Origin of the sequence: Streptomyces sp. Ru73 (assembly GCF_002920575.1) — a bacterium.
Taxonomy (GTDB): Bacteria; Actinomycetota; Actinomycetes; order Streptomycetales; family Streptomycetaceae; genus Streptomyces.
Genome location: NZ_PQSQ01000039.1, coordinates 1 through 18280 on the forward strand (window position 1 = coordinate 1; position 18280 = coordinate 18280).

Genomic DNA, 18280 nt, shown 5'->3' on the forward strand with positions numbered 1-18280 from the left:
CGCCCGACCACCACGTGGCCGATCACCCCACCGTCGCGAACGCCACCGGACCCGGCACCGCCGCCCCGAACATCACCGTGCCGAACACCACCGGCCGACCACCGCGTGGCCGATCACCCCACCGTGTCGATCACCGCGTGGCCGAACACTCCACCGTGTCGATCACCGCTGTCCGATCACCGCGTGGCCGAACACTCCACCGTGTCGATCACCGCCGTCCGATCACCGCGTGGCCGAACACCCCACCGTGTCGACCACCGCCGTCCGACCACCGCGTGGCCGAACACCCCACCGTGCCGATCACCGCCGTCCGACCACCGCGTGGCCGAACACCCCACCGTGCCGATCACCGCCGTCCCGAAGGCCAGCGGACCGGAACGCCATCGGGCCGGGGCACCGCCGTCCCGAACATCACCGTGCCGATCACCGCTGTCCAGAACGCCAGCGGATCGGGACACCGCCGCGCCGAACACCGCCGCCCCGAACGCCAGCGGGCCGGAACACCGCCGCGCCGACCATCACCGTGCCGGACACCGCCACCCCGAACACCAGCGGACCGGAACATCACCGGACCGGGACACGGGAGTGCCGGAACGCCACCGGACCGGAACACCGCCGGACCGGGACACCGCCGCTGTTCCGGAACGCCCGCCGTACCGGGCCCTGCTGCCCGGGGGCAGTTCACGCTGCCCGGGACCGGACCAGACTGCCCGGGTGCTCGTTCATGCCACCCGCCGCGTCCTCACAGCCGCGGGCGCCGGTCCTGGCTCACCCGTTGTTCCTCACAGCCGCAGGCGCCAGTCCTGGCCCACGAGATCCTGGCCGAAGCTGTGGTGCGGTCGCTCGGCGACCAGCTCGAAGCCGGCCCGCTCGTATATCCGCCGGGCGGCCGTCAGCACGCTGTTGGTCCACAGCACCAGCTCGTCGTACCCGGCGTCCCGGGCGAACTCCGTGCAGGCGGTCACCAGCCGCCCGCCGATGCCGTGCCCCCGCGCCTCCGGCTCCACGAGCAGCAGCCGCAACCGGGCCCTTCGTATGCGCCCCTGCTCCCCGACCCCGGCCCGATCGGGTGCCTCTCCCTCGGCCCGTTCCGGCGCCCCGTCCCGCGCCTCGCCCCCAGCCCCTTCCCGCTCTCCGTCCTCGGGCCGGTCGTCCCGTACGCACATCACCTGGCCTGCTGGGCGGCCGTCCAGCTCGGCTAGCCAGGCGCGGTCCCAGCGGGGGTCGAAGTGCTCGGCGAACTCGGCGACGATCCGGGCCACCAGCGCTTCGTAGGAGAGGTCGAAGCCGTACTCCCTGGCGTACAGCTCGGCATTGCGCTGCACCATCCAGCCGAGGTCGCCGGGGCGCGTGGTCCGCAGTGTGACCTGCTTCGACACCTCCTCGGCCAGCACCCGCTCGGGCTCCGTCCGGCTCGCGTCGCCCAGCAGCTCGCGGATCGTGGCCATGGACTCCGCCAGCCGGGTGCGGTCCCGGCCGGGCACCTTCTCCAGGAGCCGGCCCGCGCTGTCCTGGGACCGCTCCTCCAGCACCGACGCGGCCTCGCGGCCGTGCGCGGTGAGAGCGATGCGCTGCCGGCGCGAGTCCCGCTCCGAGCGGCCGCGCGTGATCAGCTCGCGCTCCTCGAACTTCGTGAGCAGCCGGCTGAGGTACCCCGCGTCCAGTGAGAGCGCCACCCGCAGATCCGCGGCGTCCACCTGGTCCCCGGCGTGGGCGAGCTCGTACAGCAGCCGGGCCTCGGTGAGGGTGTACGGGCTGTAGAGGTGGCGGCCGTAATCGAGCGCGCCGATGAGATTGGTGTAGAAGCGGTTGAAGCGGCGGAACTCCTGGACGGTCATGGCATCCCCCAAAAACCTTGACTGAGTCAAGGTTAGGGCCGGGCCGTCGAATTGCGTATCACCAATTCGGATGAAAGCAGGGTCACGCCGGCCGGCGGCGCCGGCTCCCGGCCCATGGCCAGCCGGCCGGCCAGCGCCCCGGCCCCGGCCAGCGGCAGCCGGACGGTCGTCAGCGCCGGCACCGCGTCCGCGCTGAACGGCAGGTCGTCGAAGCCGGCGACCGAGACGTCGTCGGGGACGCGCAGCCCGCGCTCGCGCAGCGCGGCGCAGACGCCGAGCGCGACCGTGTCGTTGGCCGCGACGACGGCGGTCAGCCGGTCGTCCCGGCGGAGGAGTTCGTGCGCCGCCGCGTAGCCCGAGGCCCGGTCGTAGGCGCCGTGCACCGTCCGGCCGGGGACGTCCTCGACGCCGTGCGCGGCGAGCGCCGCGCGGTGGCCCTCGAGCCGGTGCCGCGTGGTGGTGAGGCGTTCGGGACCGGCGACGCAGCCGATGCGGCGGTGGCCGAGATCGAGCAGATGCTCCGTCAGGGACCGTGCGCCGCCGCGATTGTCGAAGGCGACGGTCAGCGGCGCGGGGCCCGCTTCGGCGGCCCGTGCCCCCGCCGCCCGCCCGCCACGCCGTCCGCCCGCCGCCACTGCCCCTGCCGAGTGACCGCCCGTCACCGCGTCCGCCGCCACGCCCCCCGGCAGCGGCGGCCGGCCGCACAGCACCACCTGCGTCCCCGCCGCCGCCAGCCGCGCGATACGGCCCGTCAGGGCGGCCGTGTGGGCGGGGTCCTCGACCGCGCCGCCGGTCAGCACCACGGCACCGGCCCGCTGCCGGTGCAGCAGCGTGAGGTAGGTCAGCTCGCGCTCCGGGGAGCCGCCGGTGTTGCAGACCACGGCCAGCTTCTCGGCGCCGGTGCCGGTGCCGTCGCTCATCTCGGACTGCACCGCGCTCGCGAGTACGCCGAAGAACGGGTCGGCGACGTCGTTGACGAGGATGCCGACCAGGTCGGAGGTGGCCGCAGCGAGGGCGCTGGCCGGTCCGTTCGCCACGTACTCCAGCTCGGCGACGGCGCGCAGCACCCGGTCGCGAGTGGCCTCGGCGACCGGGTAATTGCTGTTCAGCACGCGTGAGACGGTCGCCGCCGAGACTCCCGCCCGCGCGGCGACGTCCGCCAGTGTCACGGTCATGATCACTCCCCGTCCGGGTCCCGCGGCGCCACGCACGGCGTCGCCCCTCTTGTGGCGTCCCGCGTCGCAGGCTAGCTTCTCTCGCGATGGAAAGCGCTTTCTATGCGTACTGCGTGAGCGACTCCGAACGCTGGACGTCCAGGTGTGCCCGTACCTGTCCGGCACCACCGGCCGCGCTGCACGGGGCACCCGAGTACGCGTCCGCCGGCGCTTTCCCGCGCGCAGTCCGTTCGCGGACCACGTGGGCCGCGAGAGGTACCACCGGTTGATGTGAGGGGTCGGGTTGTGACACGCAAGACCGTACGGATCGCCATGAACGGCGTGACCGGGCGCATGGGATACCGCCAGCACCTGCTCCGCTCGATCCTCGCGCTGCGCGAGGAGGGCGGGCTGGACGTGGGCGGGGGCACGGTGATCTGGCCCGAACCGGTCCTGGTGGGGCGCGCGGAGCACAAGCTCGCCGCGCTCGCCGGCCGGCACGGCCTCACCGAGTGGACCACCGACCTGGACGCCGTACTGGCCGACGACAGCATCGACGTCTACTTCGACGCGCAGGTCACCGCCGCACGGGAAGCGGCGGTCAAGAAGGCGATCGCCGCGGGCAAGCACCTCTACGTGGAGAAGCCCACCGCCACCGGGCTGGCCGGCGCCCTCGAACTCGCGCGCCTGGCCCGCGAGGCCGGCGTCAAGAACGGCGTCGTACAGGACAAGATCTTCCTGCCGGGCCTGCTGAAGCTGAAGCGGCTGGTCGAGGGCGGCTTCTTCGGCCGGATCCTGTCCGTACGGGGGGAGTTCGGCTACTGGGTCTTCGAGGGCGACTGGCAGACGGCACAGCGCCCCTCGTGGAACTACCGAGCCGAGGACGGCGGCGGCATCGCGACCGACATGTTCCCGCACTGGGAGTACGTGCTGCACGAGCTCTTCGGGCCGGTGCGCACCGTGCAGGCCCAGTTGGCCACGCACATCCCGCGCCGCTGGGACGAGGACGGCAAGCCCTACGAGGCGACCGCCGACGACGCCGCGTACGGCATCTTCCAGCTGGAGGGCGGCGCCGTCGCGCAGATCAACTCCTCGTGGGCGGTCCGCGTCAACCGGGACGAGCTGGTGGAGTTCCAGGTGGACGGCACGGAGGGGTCGGCCGTCGCCGGCCTGCGCCGCTGCCGCGTGCAGCACCGCTCGGCGACCCCCAAGCCGGTCTGGAACCCGGACCTGCCCGCCACGGAGGACTTCAGGGCGCAGTGGCAGGAGGTGCCCGACAACGAGGAGTTCGACAACGGCTTCAAGGAGCAGTGGTCGCTGTTCCTGCGCCATGTGGTGCTCGACGAGCCGTGGCGGTGGGACCTCCTGGCCGGCGCGCGCGGCGTCCAACTGGCGGAGCTGGGCATCCGTTCCGCCGAGCAGGGCCGCCGCCTGGACGTGCCGGAGCTGAGCCTGTGAGCGCCGCGTCCGAAGGGGCGGCGCCCTTCACCTCCCGTACGGTCTTCGCCGCCGCGCATGTAGTGGCCGACCCGCACGCCGACACCACGCCCGACGGCCCCGCCGTCCTCGACTGGGACGCCACGCTCGCCTTCCGGCGCCACCTCTGGTCGCACGGCCTGGGCGTCGCCGAGGCCATGGACACGGCGCAGCGCGGGATGGGGCTGGACTGGGCGACCGCCGCCGAGCTGATCCGGCGGTCGGCGGCGGAGGCCAGGGCCGTCGGCGGCCGGATCGCCTGCGGTGTCGGCACCGACCAGCTGACCGCCCAAGGGGCGGGGCTGTCGGACGTACGCGACGCCTACGAGGAGCAGCTCGCGCTCGTGGAGGAGGCCGGCGGGCAGCCGATCCTCATGGCGTCACGGCAGCTGGCGGCGGCCGCGAATGGACCGGACGCCTACGGGGAGCTGTACGGGAACCTGCTCCGGCAGAGCAGCGAGCCGGTCATCCTCCATTGGCTCGGGCCGATGTTCGACCCGGCCCTGGAGGGCTACTGGGGCAGCGCCGACCTGGACGCGGCGACCGAGACGTTCCTGCAGATCATCGCCGACCACCCCGACAAGGTCGACGGCGTGAAGGTCTCCCTGCTCGACGCGGACCGGGAAGTCGCGCTGCGCAGGCGCCTCCCGGACGGCGTGCGCTGCTACACGGGGGACGACTTCCACTACCCCGGACTGATCGCCGGCGACCAACACGGCTTCAGTCACGCCCTCCTCGGCATCTTCGACCCGCTCGCGCCGCTGGTCTCCGAGGCGGTGCGGGCGCTGGACACGGGGGACACCACCGCCTTCCACAAGGTGCTGGACCCCACGGTGGAGCTGTCCCGGCACCTCTTCGAGGCGCCGACCCGCTACTACAAGACCGGCGTCGTCCTCCTGGCCTGGCTCTCGGGGCACCAGTCGCACTTCACGATGGCCGGCGGGCTGCAGTCGGCCCGCTCGCTGCCGCACCTGCGCCGGGCGTACGAACTGGCCGACGGTCTCGGCCTGTTCCCCGACCCCGAGCTGGCCGGTGCCCGGATGGCGAAGCTGACCGCCGTACTCGGAGGTGACGCATGACGGGCACCGGCGCACACGACGACCTCGCGCGCCTCAGCCTCAACCAGGAGACGATCAAGCAGTGGTCGCTCCCGGAACTCGTGGACGGCTGCGCGGCGGCCGGGCTGCGCCATGTGGGGCTGTGGCGCGAGCCCGTGCAGAACTACGGCGTCGACGCGGCCGCCAAGCTCGTACGGGACGCCGGGCTGGCCGTCACGAGCCTGTGCCGCGGCGGCTTCTTCACGGCCGAGGACCCCGGGGCGCGCGCCGCCGCGCTGGACGACAACCGGGCAGCGGTCGACGAGGCCGCGGCCCTCGGCACGGACACGCTCGTCCTGGTGTCGGGCGGGCTCCCGGCCGGCAGCCGGGACCTGCGCGGCGCCCGGGAGCGGGTCGCCGAGGCGCTGGCCGAGCTGGGGCCGTACGCCGCCGAGCGGGGCGTACGGCTGGCGATCGAACCGCTGCACCCCATGTACGCGTCGGACCGCTGCGTCGTCTCCACGCTCGCCCAGGCACTGGACCTCGCCGAGCGGTTCCCCGCCGAGCAGGTCGGGGTGGTCGTGGACACGTACCACCTGTGGTGGGACGACACGGTCGGCGCGGGCATCGACCGGGCGGGACGCGGCGGGCGGCTCGCCGCCTTCCAGCTCGCCGACTGGGTCACGCCGCTCCCCGAAGGAGTGCTGCTGGGCCGCGGACAGCTCGGGGACGGCGCGGTGGACCTGCGGTGGTTCCGCGCGGCGACGGAGGCGGCGGGGCACACCGGGCCCATCGAGGTCGAGATCTTCAATCCGGGCCTGTGGGCGCGGGACGGGGCGGAAGTGCTGGCCGAAGTGATCGCCCGTTACCGGGAGCACGTACTGCCCCGGGCATGACGTGGGCTCGGGCACGGCATGGGGCGCGGGCAGCTCGTGGGTCAGCGATGAACGCGCCGTGTGCGCCGTGCGTACGAGCGCGCACCGCCATGTGAACTGCGCCGAAAGGGGGCCGGAACGGCGCAACCGTTCGGGCCCTTTGGAGGTCGTACATGGCATCGGTGCCCGAGGGGGGAATCCGGGGGGATGGTCGGGCGGCGAGGAAGAGGGGGGATCCCGAGGGGGGAATCGAGGGGCCCGGCAGCGCGCCGGGCCCCTCGAAGTGTCCCGGCCCGGCCCGGCTCCTGCGGGCCGGAACGAGGTTTTCCACAGGCCCCCGGCGATGTCAGGACCCGGCGGTACCGTCGGACCATGCAGCGATCGCATGGGGGAGGGCCCGGGCACCCTGGAGGACTGGCCGTCGTCGAAGGCGTCCTGGAGCGGATCACGTACGCCAACGAGGAGAACGGCTACACCGTCGCGCGCGTCGACACCGGCCGCGGCGGAAACGACCTCCTCACGGTCGTCGGTGCGCTCCTCGGCGCCCAGCCGGGCGAATCGCTGCGCATGGAGGGCCGCTGGGGCTCCCACCCCCAGTACGGCCGCCAGTTCACCGTCGAGAACTACCGCACGGTCCTGCCCGCCACCGTGCAGGGCATCCGCCGCTACCTCGGCTCCGGCCTGATCAAAGGCATCGGCCCCCGGATCGCCGACCGCATCACCGAGCACTTCGGCACGGACACCCTCGACATCATCGAGCAGGACCCGAAGCGGCTCATCGAAGTGCCGGGCCTCGGCCCCAAGCGGACCAAGATGATCGGCGCGGCCTGGGAGGAGCAGAAGGCCATCAAGGAGGTCATGGTCTTCCTCCAGGGTGTCGGCGTCTCGACGTCCATCGCCGTGCGCATCTACAAGAAGTACGGCGACGCCTCCATCTCCGTGGTGCGCAACCAGCCCTACCGCCTCGCGGCCGACGTCTGGGGCATCGGCTTCCTGACCGCCGACCGCATCGCGCAGTCCGTCGGCATCCCGCACGACAGCCCGGACCGGGTGAAGGCCGGCCTGCAGTACGCGCTCTCCCAGTCCACCGACCAGGGGCACTGCTTCCTCCCCGAGGAGCAGCTGATCGCCGACTCCGTGAAGCTCCTCCAAGTGGACACCGGGCTGGTCATCGAGTGCCTGGCCGAGCTGGCCGAGGACCCCGAGGGCGTCGTGCGGGAGACCGTCCCGGCCCCGGACGGCGGGGACCCCGTGACGGCCGTCTACCTGGTCCCCTTCCACCGCGCCGAGCTGTCCCTGGCCGGGCGGCTGCGGCGGCTGCTGCGCACCGAGGAGGACCGTATGCCGGCCTTCCGGGACGTGGCCTGGGACAAGGCCCTGGCCTGGCTCGCGGACCGCACGGGAGCGCAGCTGGCGCCCGAGCAGGAGGCGGCCGTGAGGCTGGCGCTGACCGAGAAGGTCGCGGTGCTGACCGGCGGCCCCGGCTGCGGCAAGTCCTTCACGGTCCGCTCGGTGGTGGAGCTGGCGCGCGCCAAGAAGGCGAAGGTGCTGCTGGCGGCGCCGACCGGACGGGCCGCCAAGCGGCTCGCCGAGCTGACCGGCGCGGAGGCCGCCACGGTGCACCGGCTGCTGGAGCTGAAGCCCGGCGGGGACGCGGCGTACGACCAGGACCACCCGCTGGACGCCGACCTCGTGGTGGTCGACGAGGCGTCGATGCTGGATCTGCTGCTGGCGAACAAGCTGGTCAAGGCCGTGCCGCCGGGCGCCCATCTGCTCCTCGTGGGCGATGTGGACCAGCTGCCGTCCGTGGGCGCGGGGGAGGTCCTGCGCGATCTGCTCGCGGACGGCGGCCCGGTGCCGGCCGTACGGCTGACCCGGATCTTCCGGCAGGCGCAGCACTCGGGCGTGGTGACCAACGCGCACCGCATCAACGCCGGGCAGTACCCGGTCACGACCGGGCTGCCGGACTTCTTCCTCTTCCCGCAGGAGGACACCGAGGAGGCCGGGCGGCTGACGGTCGACGTGGCGGCGCGCCGGATCCCCGCGAAGTTCGGCCTCGACGCCCGGCGGGACGTCCAGGTGCTGGCCCCGATGCACCGCGGCCCGGCCGGTGCCGGGGCGCTGAACGGCCTGCTGCAGCAGGCGGTCACCCCGGCCCGCCCCGACCTCCCCGAGCGCCGCTTCGGCGGCCGGGTCTTCCGGGTGGGTGACAAGGTCACCCAGATACGGAACAACTACGAGAAAGGCCGCAACGGAGTATTCAACGGCACGGTCGGTGTGGTCACGTCGCTGAGCGTCGAGGACCAGCGGCTGACGGTCCTCACCGACGAGGACGAGGAGGTGCCGTACGACTTCGACGAGCTGGACGAGCTGGCTCACGCGTACGCGGTGACAATCCACCGTTCGCAGGGAAGTGAGTACCCAGCGGTGGTGATTCCCGTCACGACGGGGGCGTGGATGATGCTGCAGCGCAATCTTCTCTATACGGCAGTAACCCGTGCAAAGCGATTGGTGGTGCTGGTGGGGTCCCGCAAGGCCCTGGGCCAAGCGGTGCGGACGATTTCGGCGGGTCGCAGGCACACCGCGCTGGATCACCGGCTTGGCGGCACGATGTGAGGTGTCACCCCTTTCCCCATTGGGGCGAAGGGGCGCAAGATGGGCAGCTGGGCGGCACTCAGTGCCGCTTGAAGGCCCTATGGCCGACCCCGAGTGCACAGGCAACGTCCAAATGGGGGAAGGTATAGGCAGTCAGGGCACCTCGAAGAAGAGGCACAACGTCGGTGAGGGATGACGTGAGCGACAACTCTGTAGTACTGCGTTACGGGGACGGCGAATACTCCTACCCGGTCGTCGACAGCAGCGTCGGCGACAAGGGCTTCGACATCTCGAAGCTGCGCGCACAGACCGGTCTGGTGACCCTGGATTCCGGTTACGGCAACACCGCTGCCTATAAATCCGCGATCACCTATCTCGATGGTGAGGCGGGCATTCTCCGTTACCGCGGCTACCCGATCGAGCAGCTCGCAGAGCGCAGCACGTTCATCGAGACCGCGTACCTGCTCATCAACGGCGAGCTGCCGACCGTCGACGAGCTGTCCTCGTTCAAGCAGGACATCACGTACCACACGCTGCTCCACGAGGACGTCAAGCGCTTTTACGACGGCTTCCCGCGGGACGCCCACCCGATGGCCATGCTGTCCTCGGTCGTCAGCGCCCTGTCCACCTTCTACCAGGACAGCCACAACCCGTTCGACGAGCAGCAGCGGTACCTCTCCAGCATCCGCCTGCTGGCCAAGCTTCCGACGATCGCGGCGTACGCGTACAAGAAGTCGGTCGGCCACCCGGTCACCTACCCGCGCAACGACCTCGGCTACGTCGAGAACTTCCTGCGCATGACCTTCTCGGTGCCCGCCGCCGAGTACGAGCTGGACCCGGTCGTGGTCAGCGCGCTGGACAAGCTGCTGATCCTGCACGCCGACCACGAGCAGAACTGCTCGACCTCGACCGTGCGCCTGGTCGGCTCCTCGCAGGCGAACCTCTTCGCCTCGATCTCCGCCGGCATCAACGCCCTGTGGGGCCCCCTGCACGGCGGTGCGAACCAGTCCGTGCTGGAGATGCTGGAGGGCATCCAGCGCGACGGCGGTGACGTCGACGAGTTCATCCGCAAGGTGAAGAACAAGGAAGACGGCGTGAAGCTCATGGGCTTCGGGCACCGCGTCTACAAGAACTTCGACCCCCGGGCGAAGATCATCAAGGCGGCGGCGCACGACGTCCTCTCGGCGCTCGGCAAGTCCGACGAGCTGCTGGACATCGCGCTGAAGCTCGAGGAGCACGCGCTGGCCGACGACTACTTCGTCGAGCGCAAGCTCTACCCGAACGTGGACTTCTACACCGGTCTGATCTACCGGGCCATGGGCTTCCCGACCGAGATGTTCACCGTGCTCTTCGCGCTCGGCCGGCTCCCCGGCTGGATCGCCCAGTGGCACGAGATGATCAAGGAGCCGGGCTCCCGCATCGGCCGCCCGCGCCAGATCTACACCGGCGTGGTCGAGCGCGACTTCGTCCCGGTCGAGCAGCGCTGACGCAGGACGCTCCGCGACCGGCCCGCGCGGCGGGCCGGTCCGTGTCCGCGAAGCATGCGGGCCGGTCCGTGCTCGTCAAGCATGCGGGCCGGTCCGTGTCCGCCGCCGGCCGTGCGGGCCGCGGCGGGCCGTAAAAGGCGGAAAGCGCCCCTCGCTCCAGATCCCCCCACGGGTCCGGAGCGGGGGGCGCTTCCCTTTCCCGGGTCGGATTCCCCCCACGGGATCCGTCCGGGCGTCCATTGAGGGCACCCTGCTCTACTGCCTTACGCGATCTGCCGGGACGCGCACGTACGGGAGGGCCGCTCAAAGCTCCCCGGGCACGTCGCCCCGGCCACGCGTAACCGGACGAAGTCCCCCAAGACCTGTCCGGTTGTCGAGTACAAGTCCCGCCGGGGTACTTGTACTGCACGGTTAGACTCACGACCCCCTCGAATGGTTACGTCCGAACCTCTGTGATCTGGGTCTCTTGCTATATCGGGCGAATACGGTCAAGGGCCCCGGTCAGGAGATCGGGGCCCCAGTGTATGGGTACGGTGCGGGTTGTGAGAACTGTGTGAAGGACTCGAATCAGGTGAACAAACCCACGTAAGGACCGGCGGCGGACGGGAACTTCACGCGCCCGCCGGGCGTCAGGGGCGCCCGGACGGCCCTGCCGTGCGGCGGCTCACCGGAAGGACCGCAGCCGCAGACTGTTCGTGACCACGAAGACCGAGGAGAAGGCCATCGCCGCCCCCGCGATCATCGGGTCGAGCAGCCCGGCCACCGCGAGCGGGATCGCCGCGACGTTGTAGCCGAACGCCCAGAACAGATTGCCCTTGATGGTGCCGAGGGTACGCCGCGCCAGCCGGATGGCGTCGGCAGCGACGCGCAGGTCTCCGCGGACGAGCGTGAGATCGCCGGCCTCGATGGCCGCGTCCGTGCCGGTGCCGATGGCCAGTCCGAGGTCGGCCTGGGCGAGCGCGGCGGCGTCGTTCACGCCGTCCCCGACCATCGCCACCGTCCGGCCCCGCTCCTGCAGCCGCCGTACGACCGCGACCTTGTCCTCCGGCATGACCTCCGCGAAGACCTGGTCCCCGGCGATGCCCACCGCACGGGCCACCCCGGCCGCGACGGCCGCGTTGTCGCCGGTGAGCAGTACGGGTGTCAGGCCGAGGTCGCGCAGTCGCGCGACCGCCTCCGCGCTGCCCTCCTTCACCGTGTCGGCGACGGACAGCACACCGCGCGCCCGCCCGTCCCAGGCGACCAGGACGGCCGTGCGGCCAGCGGCCTCGGCGCGCTCCCGGGCGTCGGACAGCTCGGCGGGAAGGTCCGGGTCGGCCCCTTCCAGGCTCTCGGTGAGCAGCCGGGCGCGCCCCACGACGACCTCGTGGCCGTCCACCGTGCCGCGGACGCCCAAGCCCGCCACGCTTTCGAAGCGTTCGACCTCGGGAAGCTCCCCCACGCGCTCCCGTGCGCCCTCCGCGATCGCGCGGGCCACCGGGTGCTCCGACGCGTGCTCCAGGGCGCCGGCGAGCCGCAGCAGGGCCTTCTCGTCCGTGTCCGCCGCAGGCACCGCCTCGTACAGGCTCATCCGCCCGGTGGTGACCGTGCCGGTCTTGTCCAGGACGACCGTGTCGACCCGCCGGGTGGACTCCAGCACCTCGGGCCCCTTGATCAGGATGCCGAGCTGGGCGCCCCGGCCGGTGCCCACCATCAGCGCGGTCGGCGTGGCCAGTCCCAGCGCACAGGGGCAGGCGATGATCAGTACCGCGACCGCCGCCGTGAAGGAGGCCGTGGCATCGCCCGTGACCAGCAGCCGCACGACGAGCGTGACGAGCGCGATCACCAGCACCACCGGCACGAAGACGGCGGAGATCCGGTCCGCCAGCCGCTGCGCCTCGGCCTTGCCGCTCTGCGCGTCCTCCACCAGCTGCGCCATCCGCGCGAGCCGGGTGTCGGCGCCGATACGGGTGGCCTCGACGACGAGCCGGCCGGCGGTGTTCACGGTCGCGCCGGTCACGGCGTCGCCCGGGGCCACGTCGACCGGTACCGACTCGCCGGTGAGCATCGAGGCGTCCACGGCCGAGTCGCCCTCGACCACCGTCCCGTCGGTGGCGATCTTCTCGCCGGGCCGGACGACGAACCGGTCGCCGACGGCCAGCCGGTCCACCGGCTCACGCACCTCCCGGCCGCCCCTGAGGACCGTCACGTCCTTGGCGCCCAGGTCCATCAGGGCACGCAGCGCCGCGCCCGCCTTCCGCTTGGAGCGGGCCTCCAGATAGCGCCCGAGCAGCAGGAACGCGGTGACACCGGCCGCCGCCTCCAGGTAGATCGCCGACGAGCCGTCCCCGTGGCGGGCCGTCAGGTCGAAGCCGTGCCGCATGCCCGGCATCCCGGCGTGCCCGAAGAACAGCGCCCACAGCGACCAGCCGAACGCGGCCAGCGTGCCGAGGGAGACCAGGGTGTCCATCGTGGCGGCGCCGTGCCGCAGGTTCGTCCAGGCCGCCCGGTGGAAGGGGTACGCGCCCCAGACCACGACCGGCGCGGCCAGCGTCAGGCAGAGCCACTGCCAGTTGTCGAACTGCAGTACGGGGATCATCGACAGGGCGACGACCGGCGCGGCGAGTACCGCCGAGATGATCAGCCGCTGCCGCAGTGCCGCCAGGGCCTGGTCGGGCCCGTCCTGGGGCCCGGCCGGAGGCTCGTCCTGGGCGTCCGGCGCGGGCGCGGGCGGCTCGGGCTCCGGCTCGCGCGCCGTGTAACCGGTCCGCTCCACCGTGGCGATGAGATCGGCGACCTCGACGCCCGGCTCATAGGTGACCTTCGCCTTCTCCGTCGCGTAGTTGACGGTGGCGGTCACGCCCTCCATCCGGTTGAGCTTCTTCTCCACGCGCGCGGCGCACGAGGCGCAGGTCATGCCGCCGATGGCCAGCTCGACCCGCGCCTCCGACGTGGTCTCCGGCATGGGATCAGGCCTGGCCCACGAGGTCGTACCCGGCCTCGTCGACGGCGGCGCGGACGGCCTCTTCGTCGAGCGGGGCGGCGGAGACGACGGTGACGATGCCGGTCGAGGCGGCGGCCTCGACCGAGCTGACCCCCGGGAGCTGCCCGATCTCCTCCTTCACCGCGCCCTCGCAGTGCCCGCAGGTCATGCCGGTGACCTTGTAGGTGGTGGTGACGGGCTGGTCGGCAGATGCAGTCATGGGACTCTCCTTGTGCCGCGAGACGGTGGGTGTTCCGTGTTTCCGTGCCCCACTGTATACCCCTAGGGGGTATGAAGCGCAAAACCCTTCCGCCGCGCCGGAAACTTTGCCGTGCGGCCGTATCGGAGCCAGCCTGGGAGGACGGGAACCAGCCGGGGACGCCCGGCTCGGAGGAGCCGGGACGTCCTGCCGGGAGAAGCCGGAGAACCCGGAGAGGCCCGGCCACGGGAAGCCGGCAGGGCCGGGAGGACGCGGGCCGAGGAGGCCGGGCCGTGAACGCGCTCGCCATGTACGGACTGCTGGCGCTGACCACAGCGCCACCGCTGCTGCCCAACGCGGCGCTGCTCGCCTGGGCCGGCGTCCTCGCGGCCCGCGGCAGCCTGAACCTCGCCCTGGTCCTCGCCGTGGTCGCCGCGAGCGCGGTCGCGGGGGACCTCGCGCTCCACGTGATCGCCCGCCGTTTCGGGGGGCCGGTGCGCGCGTGGATGGACCGCCGCGCGCGGCGCCGGCTGTTCCTGGCGCGGACGTCCCTGCTGATCGGGCGGTACGGCGTGCCCTTCGTGGCCGGCGTCCGCTTCCTTCCGGCGGGGCGCGTGGCGGCGGCGCTCGTCACCGGGATCGTGCGTTACCCCGTACGCCGTTACCTCCTCGGGTGTGCGATCGCCGAGACGCTCTGGGCGGCGTACTCCGTCGGCATCGGTTACCTCGGCATCGCCGCCACCGGCGCTTTCCTCCCCGGCCTCGCCCTGAGCGTCGGCCTCTCCGCGGCCGTCTGCGGGGTGACGGCCCTGGCGCAGCACCTCGTGGTGCGGCGCCTGGCGGGCCGGTCAGCGGAGGAGGCCGATGCTGCAAAGGGTGGTGAGGACCAGGGTGATGCGGGTGAAGAGCTGCTGATCGAGCCGGTGGATGCAGCGGCGGCCGAGGCGGGCACCGAGGAGGACGGCGGGCAGGAGGACGGCGTCCAGCAGGAGGACGTCCGGGGTGAGCAGGCCCAGGCCGGCGCTGAAGGGCAGCTTGAAGGCGTTCACCAGGAAGAAGAACCACGCCGCCGTGCCGAGGAAGCCGAGCACGCCGAGCCCGGAGGTGAGCAGGTAGAGCGACATCGCCGGGCCGCCCGCGTTGGCGACCATGGTCGCGAAGCCGGCGACGAGACCGTAGAGGGCGGTACGGGCCCCAGCGGTACGAGGGGAGGGGGTGGCGGCCGGGGGAGCGGTGCGGACGGTGCCGGGGGCTTCGGGGGCTTCGGAGGCTCCGATGGGGACGGCCTCGCGGGCCCCGGAAGGTTGCGGGGTCGAGGACGGAGCCGCAGGCGCGGCCGGAACCGGCGCTCCCGTCCGCTCGCGGGCCGCCCCGGAACCGGCGACGGCAGCGGAGCCGGAGGTGCCCCCGCCGCGCCGCCACCGTGCCCGCCGCTGCCGGACGTGGTGGACCGTGATCGAGAGCAGCAGGGCGCCGATCGTGCGGCGGACGAGGGCGTCGTCCGCGACCGCCGTGAACGCGGCGCCGAGCAGGACGCCCGCCGCGACGGAGGGGAAGAGGCGGCGCAGGGCGGCGCGGTCGGCGTGCCGCCGGTAGGCGCGTACGGCGATGACGTCGCCGGCCAGCAGGAGGGGCAGCAGGGCGCCGGTGGACTCCTTGGCGGGGAGCACGGCGGCGAACACGGCCACGGCGACCGCGGCCACGCCGCTGAGGGCGGTCTTGGAGAAGCCCGCCAGCAGCGCGGCCGCCCCCAGCGCGAGCAGCGGAAGGAGCCCGAGGCCGAGCACGGTGGTGCGGCTCAGGCGCGGACGTCGGCGATCGCGACCGGCTCCCCGGTGCGGCGCGACCGCTCGCACGCCTCGGCGATGTAGAGCGCTTCGAGGGCGTCACCGGTCGGGCAGGGGTTCTCCGCGCGGCCCGCCGCGACCTCGGTGAAGGCGGTCAGCTCGGTCACGTACGCGTCGTGGAAGCGCTCCATGAAGGTCGCGTACGGGGTGTCCTGCCGCCAGGAGAGCCGGGTCTCGGCGCTGGGCATCGGGGCGCGGTCGTCCAGGCCGACGAAGCGGGCGCCCTTGGAGCCGCAGACCTCCAGGCGTACGTCGTGGCCCGCGCCGTTGTAACGGGTGGCGGTCACGGTGGCGAGGGTGTCGTCGTCGAAGCGGAGCAGCGCCGCGCAGGTGTCGACGTCGTCCCCGTCGGCGAAGAACGACTCGCCCTTGTTGGTGCCCTGCGCGAAGACGGTGACGACCTCGCGCCCGGTCAGCCAGCGCAGGATGTCGAAGTCGTGGATGGAGCAGTCCCGGAAGAGGCCGCCGGAGGTGGGGATGTACGCGGCGGGCGGCGGGGTCTGGTCGGACGTGCAGGCGCGCAGGGTGTGCAGCCGGCCCAGCTCGCCGGCGCGGAGGGCCTCGCGGGCGGCGTTGTAGCCCGCGTCGAAGCGGCGCTGGAAGCCGATCTGGACGGGGACGGGGCTGTGCGCAGCGCGCTCGACGACGGTGCGCGTGCCGGGCACGTCCAGCGCCACCGGCTTCTCGCAGAAGACCGGGACCCCGTGGTCCAGCGCCTGGTGGATCAGGGCGGCATGGGCGCTGGTGGCGGCGGTGATCACCACGCCGTCCAGCCCGTCCGCGTACATCTCCTCGATGCCGTCGGCGGCCTGGACGCCGAGCTTCTCCGCCAGCTCCCGGGCGCGCGCGTGGTCGGCGTCCGCGACGACGATGCCGTGCACGCCGGGGACGCTCTTCAGGGTCTCGGCGTGGAACGCGCCGATGCGGCCGGTGCCGATGAGACCGAGCTTCATTGCTGCCACTCCCTTGTGGGTGGGCACGGCCGCCGTCGGAGGGAACGGCCGCGGTGCGGACGGTGTCGTGGAACGGTCCAACGCTTGTCCCTGGACGTCCTTGGAACGATCCAAGCATCGCCAACGAACCCTGCATGTCCTTACATAGTCGTGTCAACCCCCGGGAGAGCGCGGGACTCGGTTGTGCGTTGACGGCTATGGGTGGTGAGTGGAAGGATTTCCGGCCATGGAACGGTCCAACAAGGCCGCGGGGAAGCCGGCGGGGCGCGCGGCCGACGTGGCCGACAGACCGCCGACGATCCGCAGCGTCGCCGAGCGTGCCGGGGTCTCCAAGTCGCTGGTCTCCCTCGTGCTGCGCGGCGCGCCGCAGGTGAGTGACGCCAAGCGGGCCGCCGTCCTGGACGCCATCAGGGAGCTGGACTACCGGCCCAACGCCGCCGCGCGCAGCCTCGTGGCGCGGCGTACGCACACGGTCGGCGTGCTGCTCAACGACATGCGCAACCCCTGGTTCGTGGAGCTGCTGGACGGCCTGAACTCCGTACTGCACGCGCACGGCCTCCGGATGCTGATGGCCGACGGCCGGCTGAACAGCCGTACGGGGGAGGACTTCACGCGGACCTTCACCGAACTGCGGGTGGACGGCCTGGTCGCGGTGGGCACGCTGCCGGACACCGGCGCGCTGGCCGAGGCCGCAGGGCGGCTGCCGACCGTCGTGGCCGGTACCCACGACCCCGAGCTGCCCCGGGTGGACACGATCGCCAACGACGACGAGCGGGGCGCCCGGCTCGCCACCGAGCACCTCATCGCCCTCGGGCACCGCAGGATCGCGCACATCATGGGCCAGGGCAGCGTCGGCGCGCTGCGGCGGCGCGGCTACGAAGGCGCGATGCGCGAGCACGGGCTCGAAGACGGCGTGGTGATGGCTCCCAGTGACGGGACGGAGGAGGGCGGCTACCGGGCTGCCGTGCGGCTGCTCGGCGGTACGGGCGGCGGCGAACGCCCCACCGCGGTCTTCGCGTTCAACGACATGGCGGCCGTCGGAGTGCTCTCCGCCGCGCAGGAGCTGGGACTCGACGTGCCGGGCGGCCTCTCGCTCGTGGGCTGCGACAACACCCACCTCTCGCGTATCCGGCACCTGTGGCTGACGACCGTGAACAACGCCAGTTACGAGGTGGGGCGGCGGGCGGCGCGGTGCCTGCTGGACCGGATGGACCGCCCGGACCGCCCGGCCGAACGGCAACTGGTGGAGCCCTCACTGGAGATCAGAGGCACCACGGCGGCCCCGGCCCCGCGCTGAGAGGCCGCCCGCTCGGACCGGAAGCCGCCCTGCCCGGCACAGCCGCCTGGACGGCCCGCAAGCCGCCCCGCGCGGCCCCGGAACCGGCCCGCAGGCTCCCGGGGCCCGCCCGCGCACGGAAACGGCCCCGCACCTGCCGGTGCGGGGCCTGAAGGGGGGCCTGACGGCCGCTCAGTCCTCGCGGGCCCGCCGGCCGCGGTGGCCCGGCCTGCGGGCCACCCATTCCCGTACGGTGTCGGCGAACCAGTACGGCTTCCCGCCCTCCACGAGGTCGGGTGGTGGCAGCAGTCCGTGCTTCCGGTAGGAGCGCACCGTGTCCGGCTGGACCCGGATGTGTGCGGCGATCTCCTTGTACGACCAGAGCCTCCGGTCGGTCATGTCCTGCGCACCTCCCTCGGGCCGTGCGCAGGGCGGCCCTAAGAGGCCCGCGGGGGAACTGCGCACGGCTTGGCGATCACTCAGCCTGTGTCCGGTGCAACGACAGCCTTGAGCGACGGGGGCAGGCTGTCGAGGGGCTGTGACGGAAGACCCGCGTAACGGTGACGACCGTGACGAGCCCC

Annotated in this window: 13 protein-coding genes and 1 pseudogene; 7 read left to right on the forward strand and 7 right to left on the reverse strand. The window is 72.6% G+C overall.

The window, feature by feature from the left end; all coding sequences use genetic code 11:
- Nucleotides 1–782: 782 nt before the first annotated feature.
- Nucleotides 783–1838 (reverse strand): helix-turn-helix domain-containing GNAT family N-acetyltransferase, encoded by a 1056-nt coding sequence (locus tag C3486_RS18335; protein WP_103833802.1) that lies wholly within the window; start codon nucleotides 1836–1838, stop codon nucleotides 783–785.
- Nucleotides 1839–1870: 32 nt separating this feature from the next.
- On the reverse strand, nucleotides 1871–3013 hold the full coding sequence (locus C3486_RS18340; RefSeq protein ID WP_103833803.1) for a LacI family DNA-binding transcriptional regulator: 1143 nt from the start codon (nucleotides 3011–3013) through the stop codon (nucleotides 1871–1873).
- Nucleotides 3014–3298: 285 nt separating this feature from the next.
- Between C3486_RS18340 and C3486_RS18345 the strand changes: the two genes are divergently transcribed.
- The 5 genes from C3486_RS18345 (at nucleotide 3299) to C3486_RS18365 (ending at nucleotide 10462) form a co-directional block, all read left to right on the forward strand.
- Nucleotides 3299–4450, forward strand: coding sequence for a Gfo/Idh/MocA family protein (locus C3486_RS18345; protein ID WP_103833804.1), 1152 nt, complete (start codon nucleotides 3299–3301; stop codon nucleotides 4448–4450).
- A complete protein-coding gene (locus tag C3486_RS18350) occupies nucleotides 4447–5547 on the forward strand; it encodes a dihydrodipicolinate synthase family protein (protein WP_103833805.1) in 1101 nt (366 codons plus the stop codon). The genes C3486_RS18345 and C3486_RS18350 overlap by 4 nt, the downstream gene beginning before the upstream one ends.
- Nucleotides 5544–6401, forward strand: coding sequence for a sugar phosphate isomerase/epimerase (locus C3486_RS18355; protein ID WP_103833806.1), 858 nt, complete (start codon nucleotides 5544–5546; stop codon nucleotides 6399–6401). The genes C3486_RS18350 and C3486_RS18355 overlap by 4 nt, the downstream gene beginning before the upstream one ends.
- Before the next feature lie 351 nt (nucleotides 6402–6752).
- The gene (locus C3486_RS18360; protein WP_103833807.1) at nucleotides 6753–8996 is read left to right on the forward strand and encodes an ATP-dependent RecD-like DNA helicase; all 2244 of its coding nucleotides are present in this window, start codon (nucleotides 6753–6755) and stop codon (nucleotides 8994–8996) included.
- A 176-nt stretch (nucleotides 8997–9172) separates the two neighbouring features.
- The gene (locus C3486_RS18365) at nucleotides 9173–10462 is read left to right on the forward strand and encodes a citrate synthase (RefSeq protein ID WP_103833808.1); all 1290 of its coding nucleotides are present in this window, start codon (nucleotides 9173–9175) and stop codon (nucleotides 10460–10462) included.
- A gap of 664 nt (nucleotides 10463–11126) precedes the next feature.
- Here the strand turns inward: C3486_RS18365 and C3486_RS18370 are convergent.
- Together C3486_RS18370 and C3486_RS18375 are read right to left on the reverse strand one after the other, a co-directional pair.
- A complete protein-coding gene (locus C3486_RS18370; protein ID WP_103833809.1) occupies nucleotides 11127–13406 on the reverse strand; it encodes a cation-translocating P-type ATPase in 2280 nt (759 codons plus the stop codon).
- Between the two features lie 4 nt (nucleotides 13407–13410).
- The gene (locus C3486_RS18375) at nucleotides 13411–13644 is read right to left on the reverse strand and encodes a heavy-metal-associated domain-containing protein (RefSeq protein ID WP_103833810.1); all 234 of its coding nucleotides are present in this window, start codon (nucleotides 13642–13644) and stop codon (nucleotides 13411–13413) included.
- A 287-nt stretch (nucleotides 13645–13931) separates the two neighbouring features.
- Here C3486_RS18375 and C3486_RS18380 point away from each other — a divergent pair.
- Nucleotides 13932–14336: pseudogene (locus C3486_RS18380) on the forward strand (DedA family protein); the annotation flags it as partial.
- 135 nt (nucleotides 14337–14471) lie between these two features.
- Here the strand turns inward: C3486_RS18380 and C3486_RS18385 are convergent.
- Nucleotides 14472–15410: a sulfite exporter TauE/SafE family protein gene (locus C3486_RS18385; RefSeq protein WP_103833811.1), complete on the reverse strand. Its 939-nt coding sequence runs from the start codon at nucleotides 15408–15410 to the stop codon at nucleotides 14472–14474.
- A gap of 11 nt (nucleotides 15411–15421) precedes the next feature.
- Nucleotides 15422–16423, reverse strand: coding sequence for a Gfo/Idh/MocA family oxidoreductase (locus C3486_RS18390; RefSeq protein ID WP_103833812.1), 1002 nt, complete (start codon nucleotides 16421–16423; stop codon nucleotides 15422–15424).
- A 226-nt stretch (nucleotides 16424–16649) separates the two neighbouring features.
- On the opposite strand from C3486_RS18390, the gene C3486_RS18395 reads away from it, so the two are divergent.
- On the forward strand, nucleotides 16650–17720 hold the full coding sequence (locus C3486_RS18395) for a LacI family DNA-binding transcriptional regulator (RefSeq protein WP_103833813.1): 1071 nt from the start codon (nucleotides 16650–16652) through the stop codon (nucleotides 17718–17720).
- A 171-nt stretch (nucleotides 17721–17891) separates the two neighbouring features.
- On the opposite strand, the gene C3486_RS18405 is transcribed toward C3486_RS18395, so the two are convergent.
- Entirely contained in the window at nucleotides 17892–18098 is a 207-nt protein-coding gene (locus tag C3486_RS18405; RefSeq protein ID WP_103833814.1) for an AlpA family transcriptional regulator, read from the reverse strand.
- Nucleotides 18099–18280 lie beyond the last annotated feature (182 nt).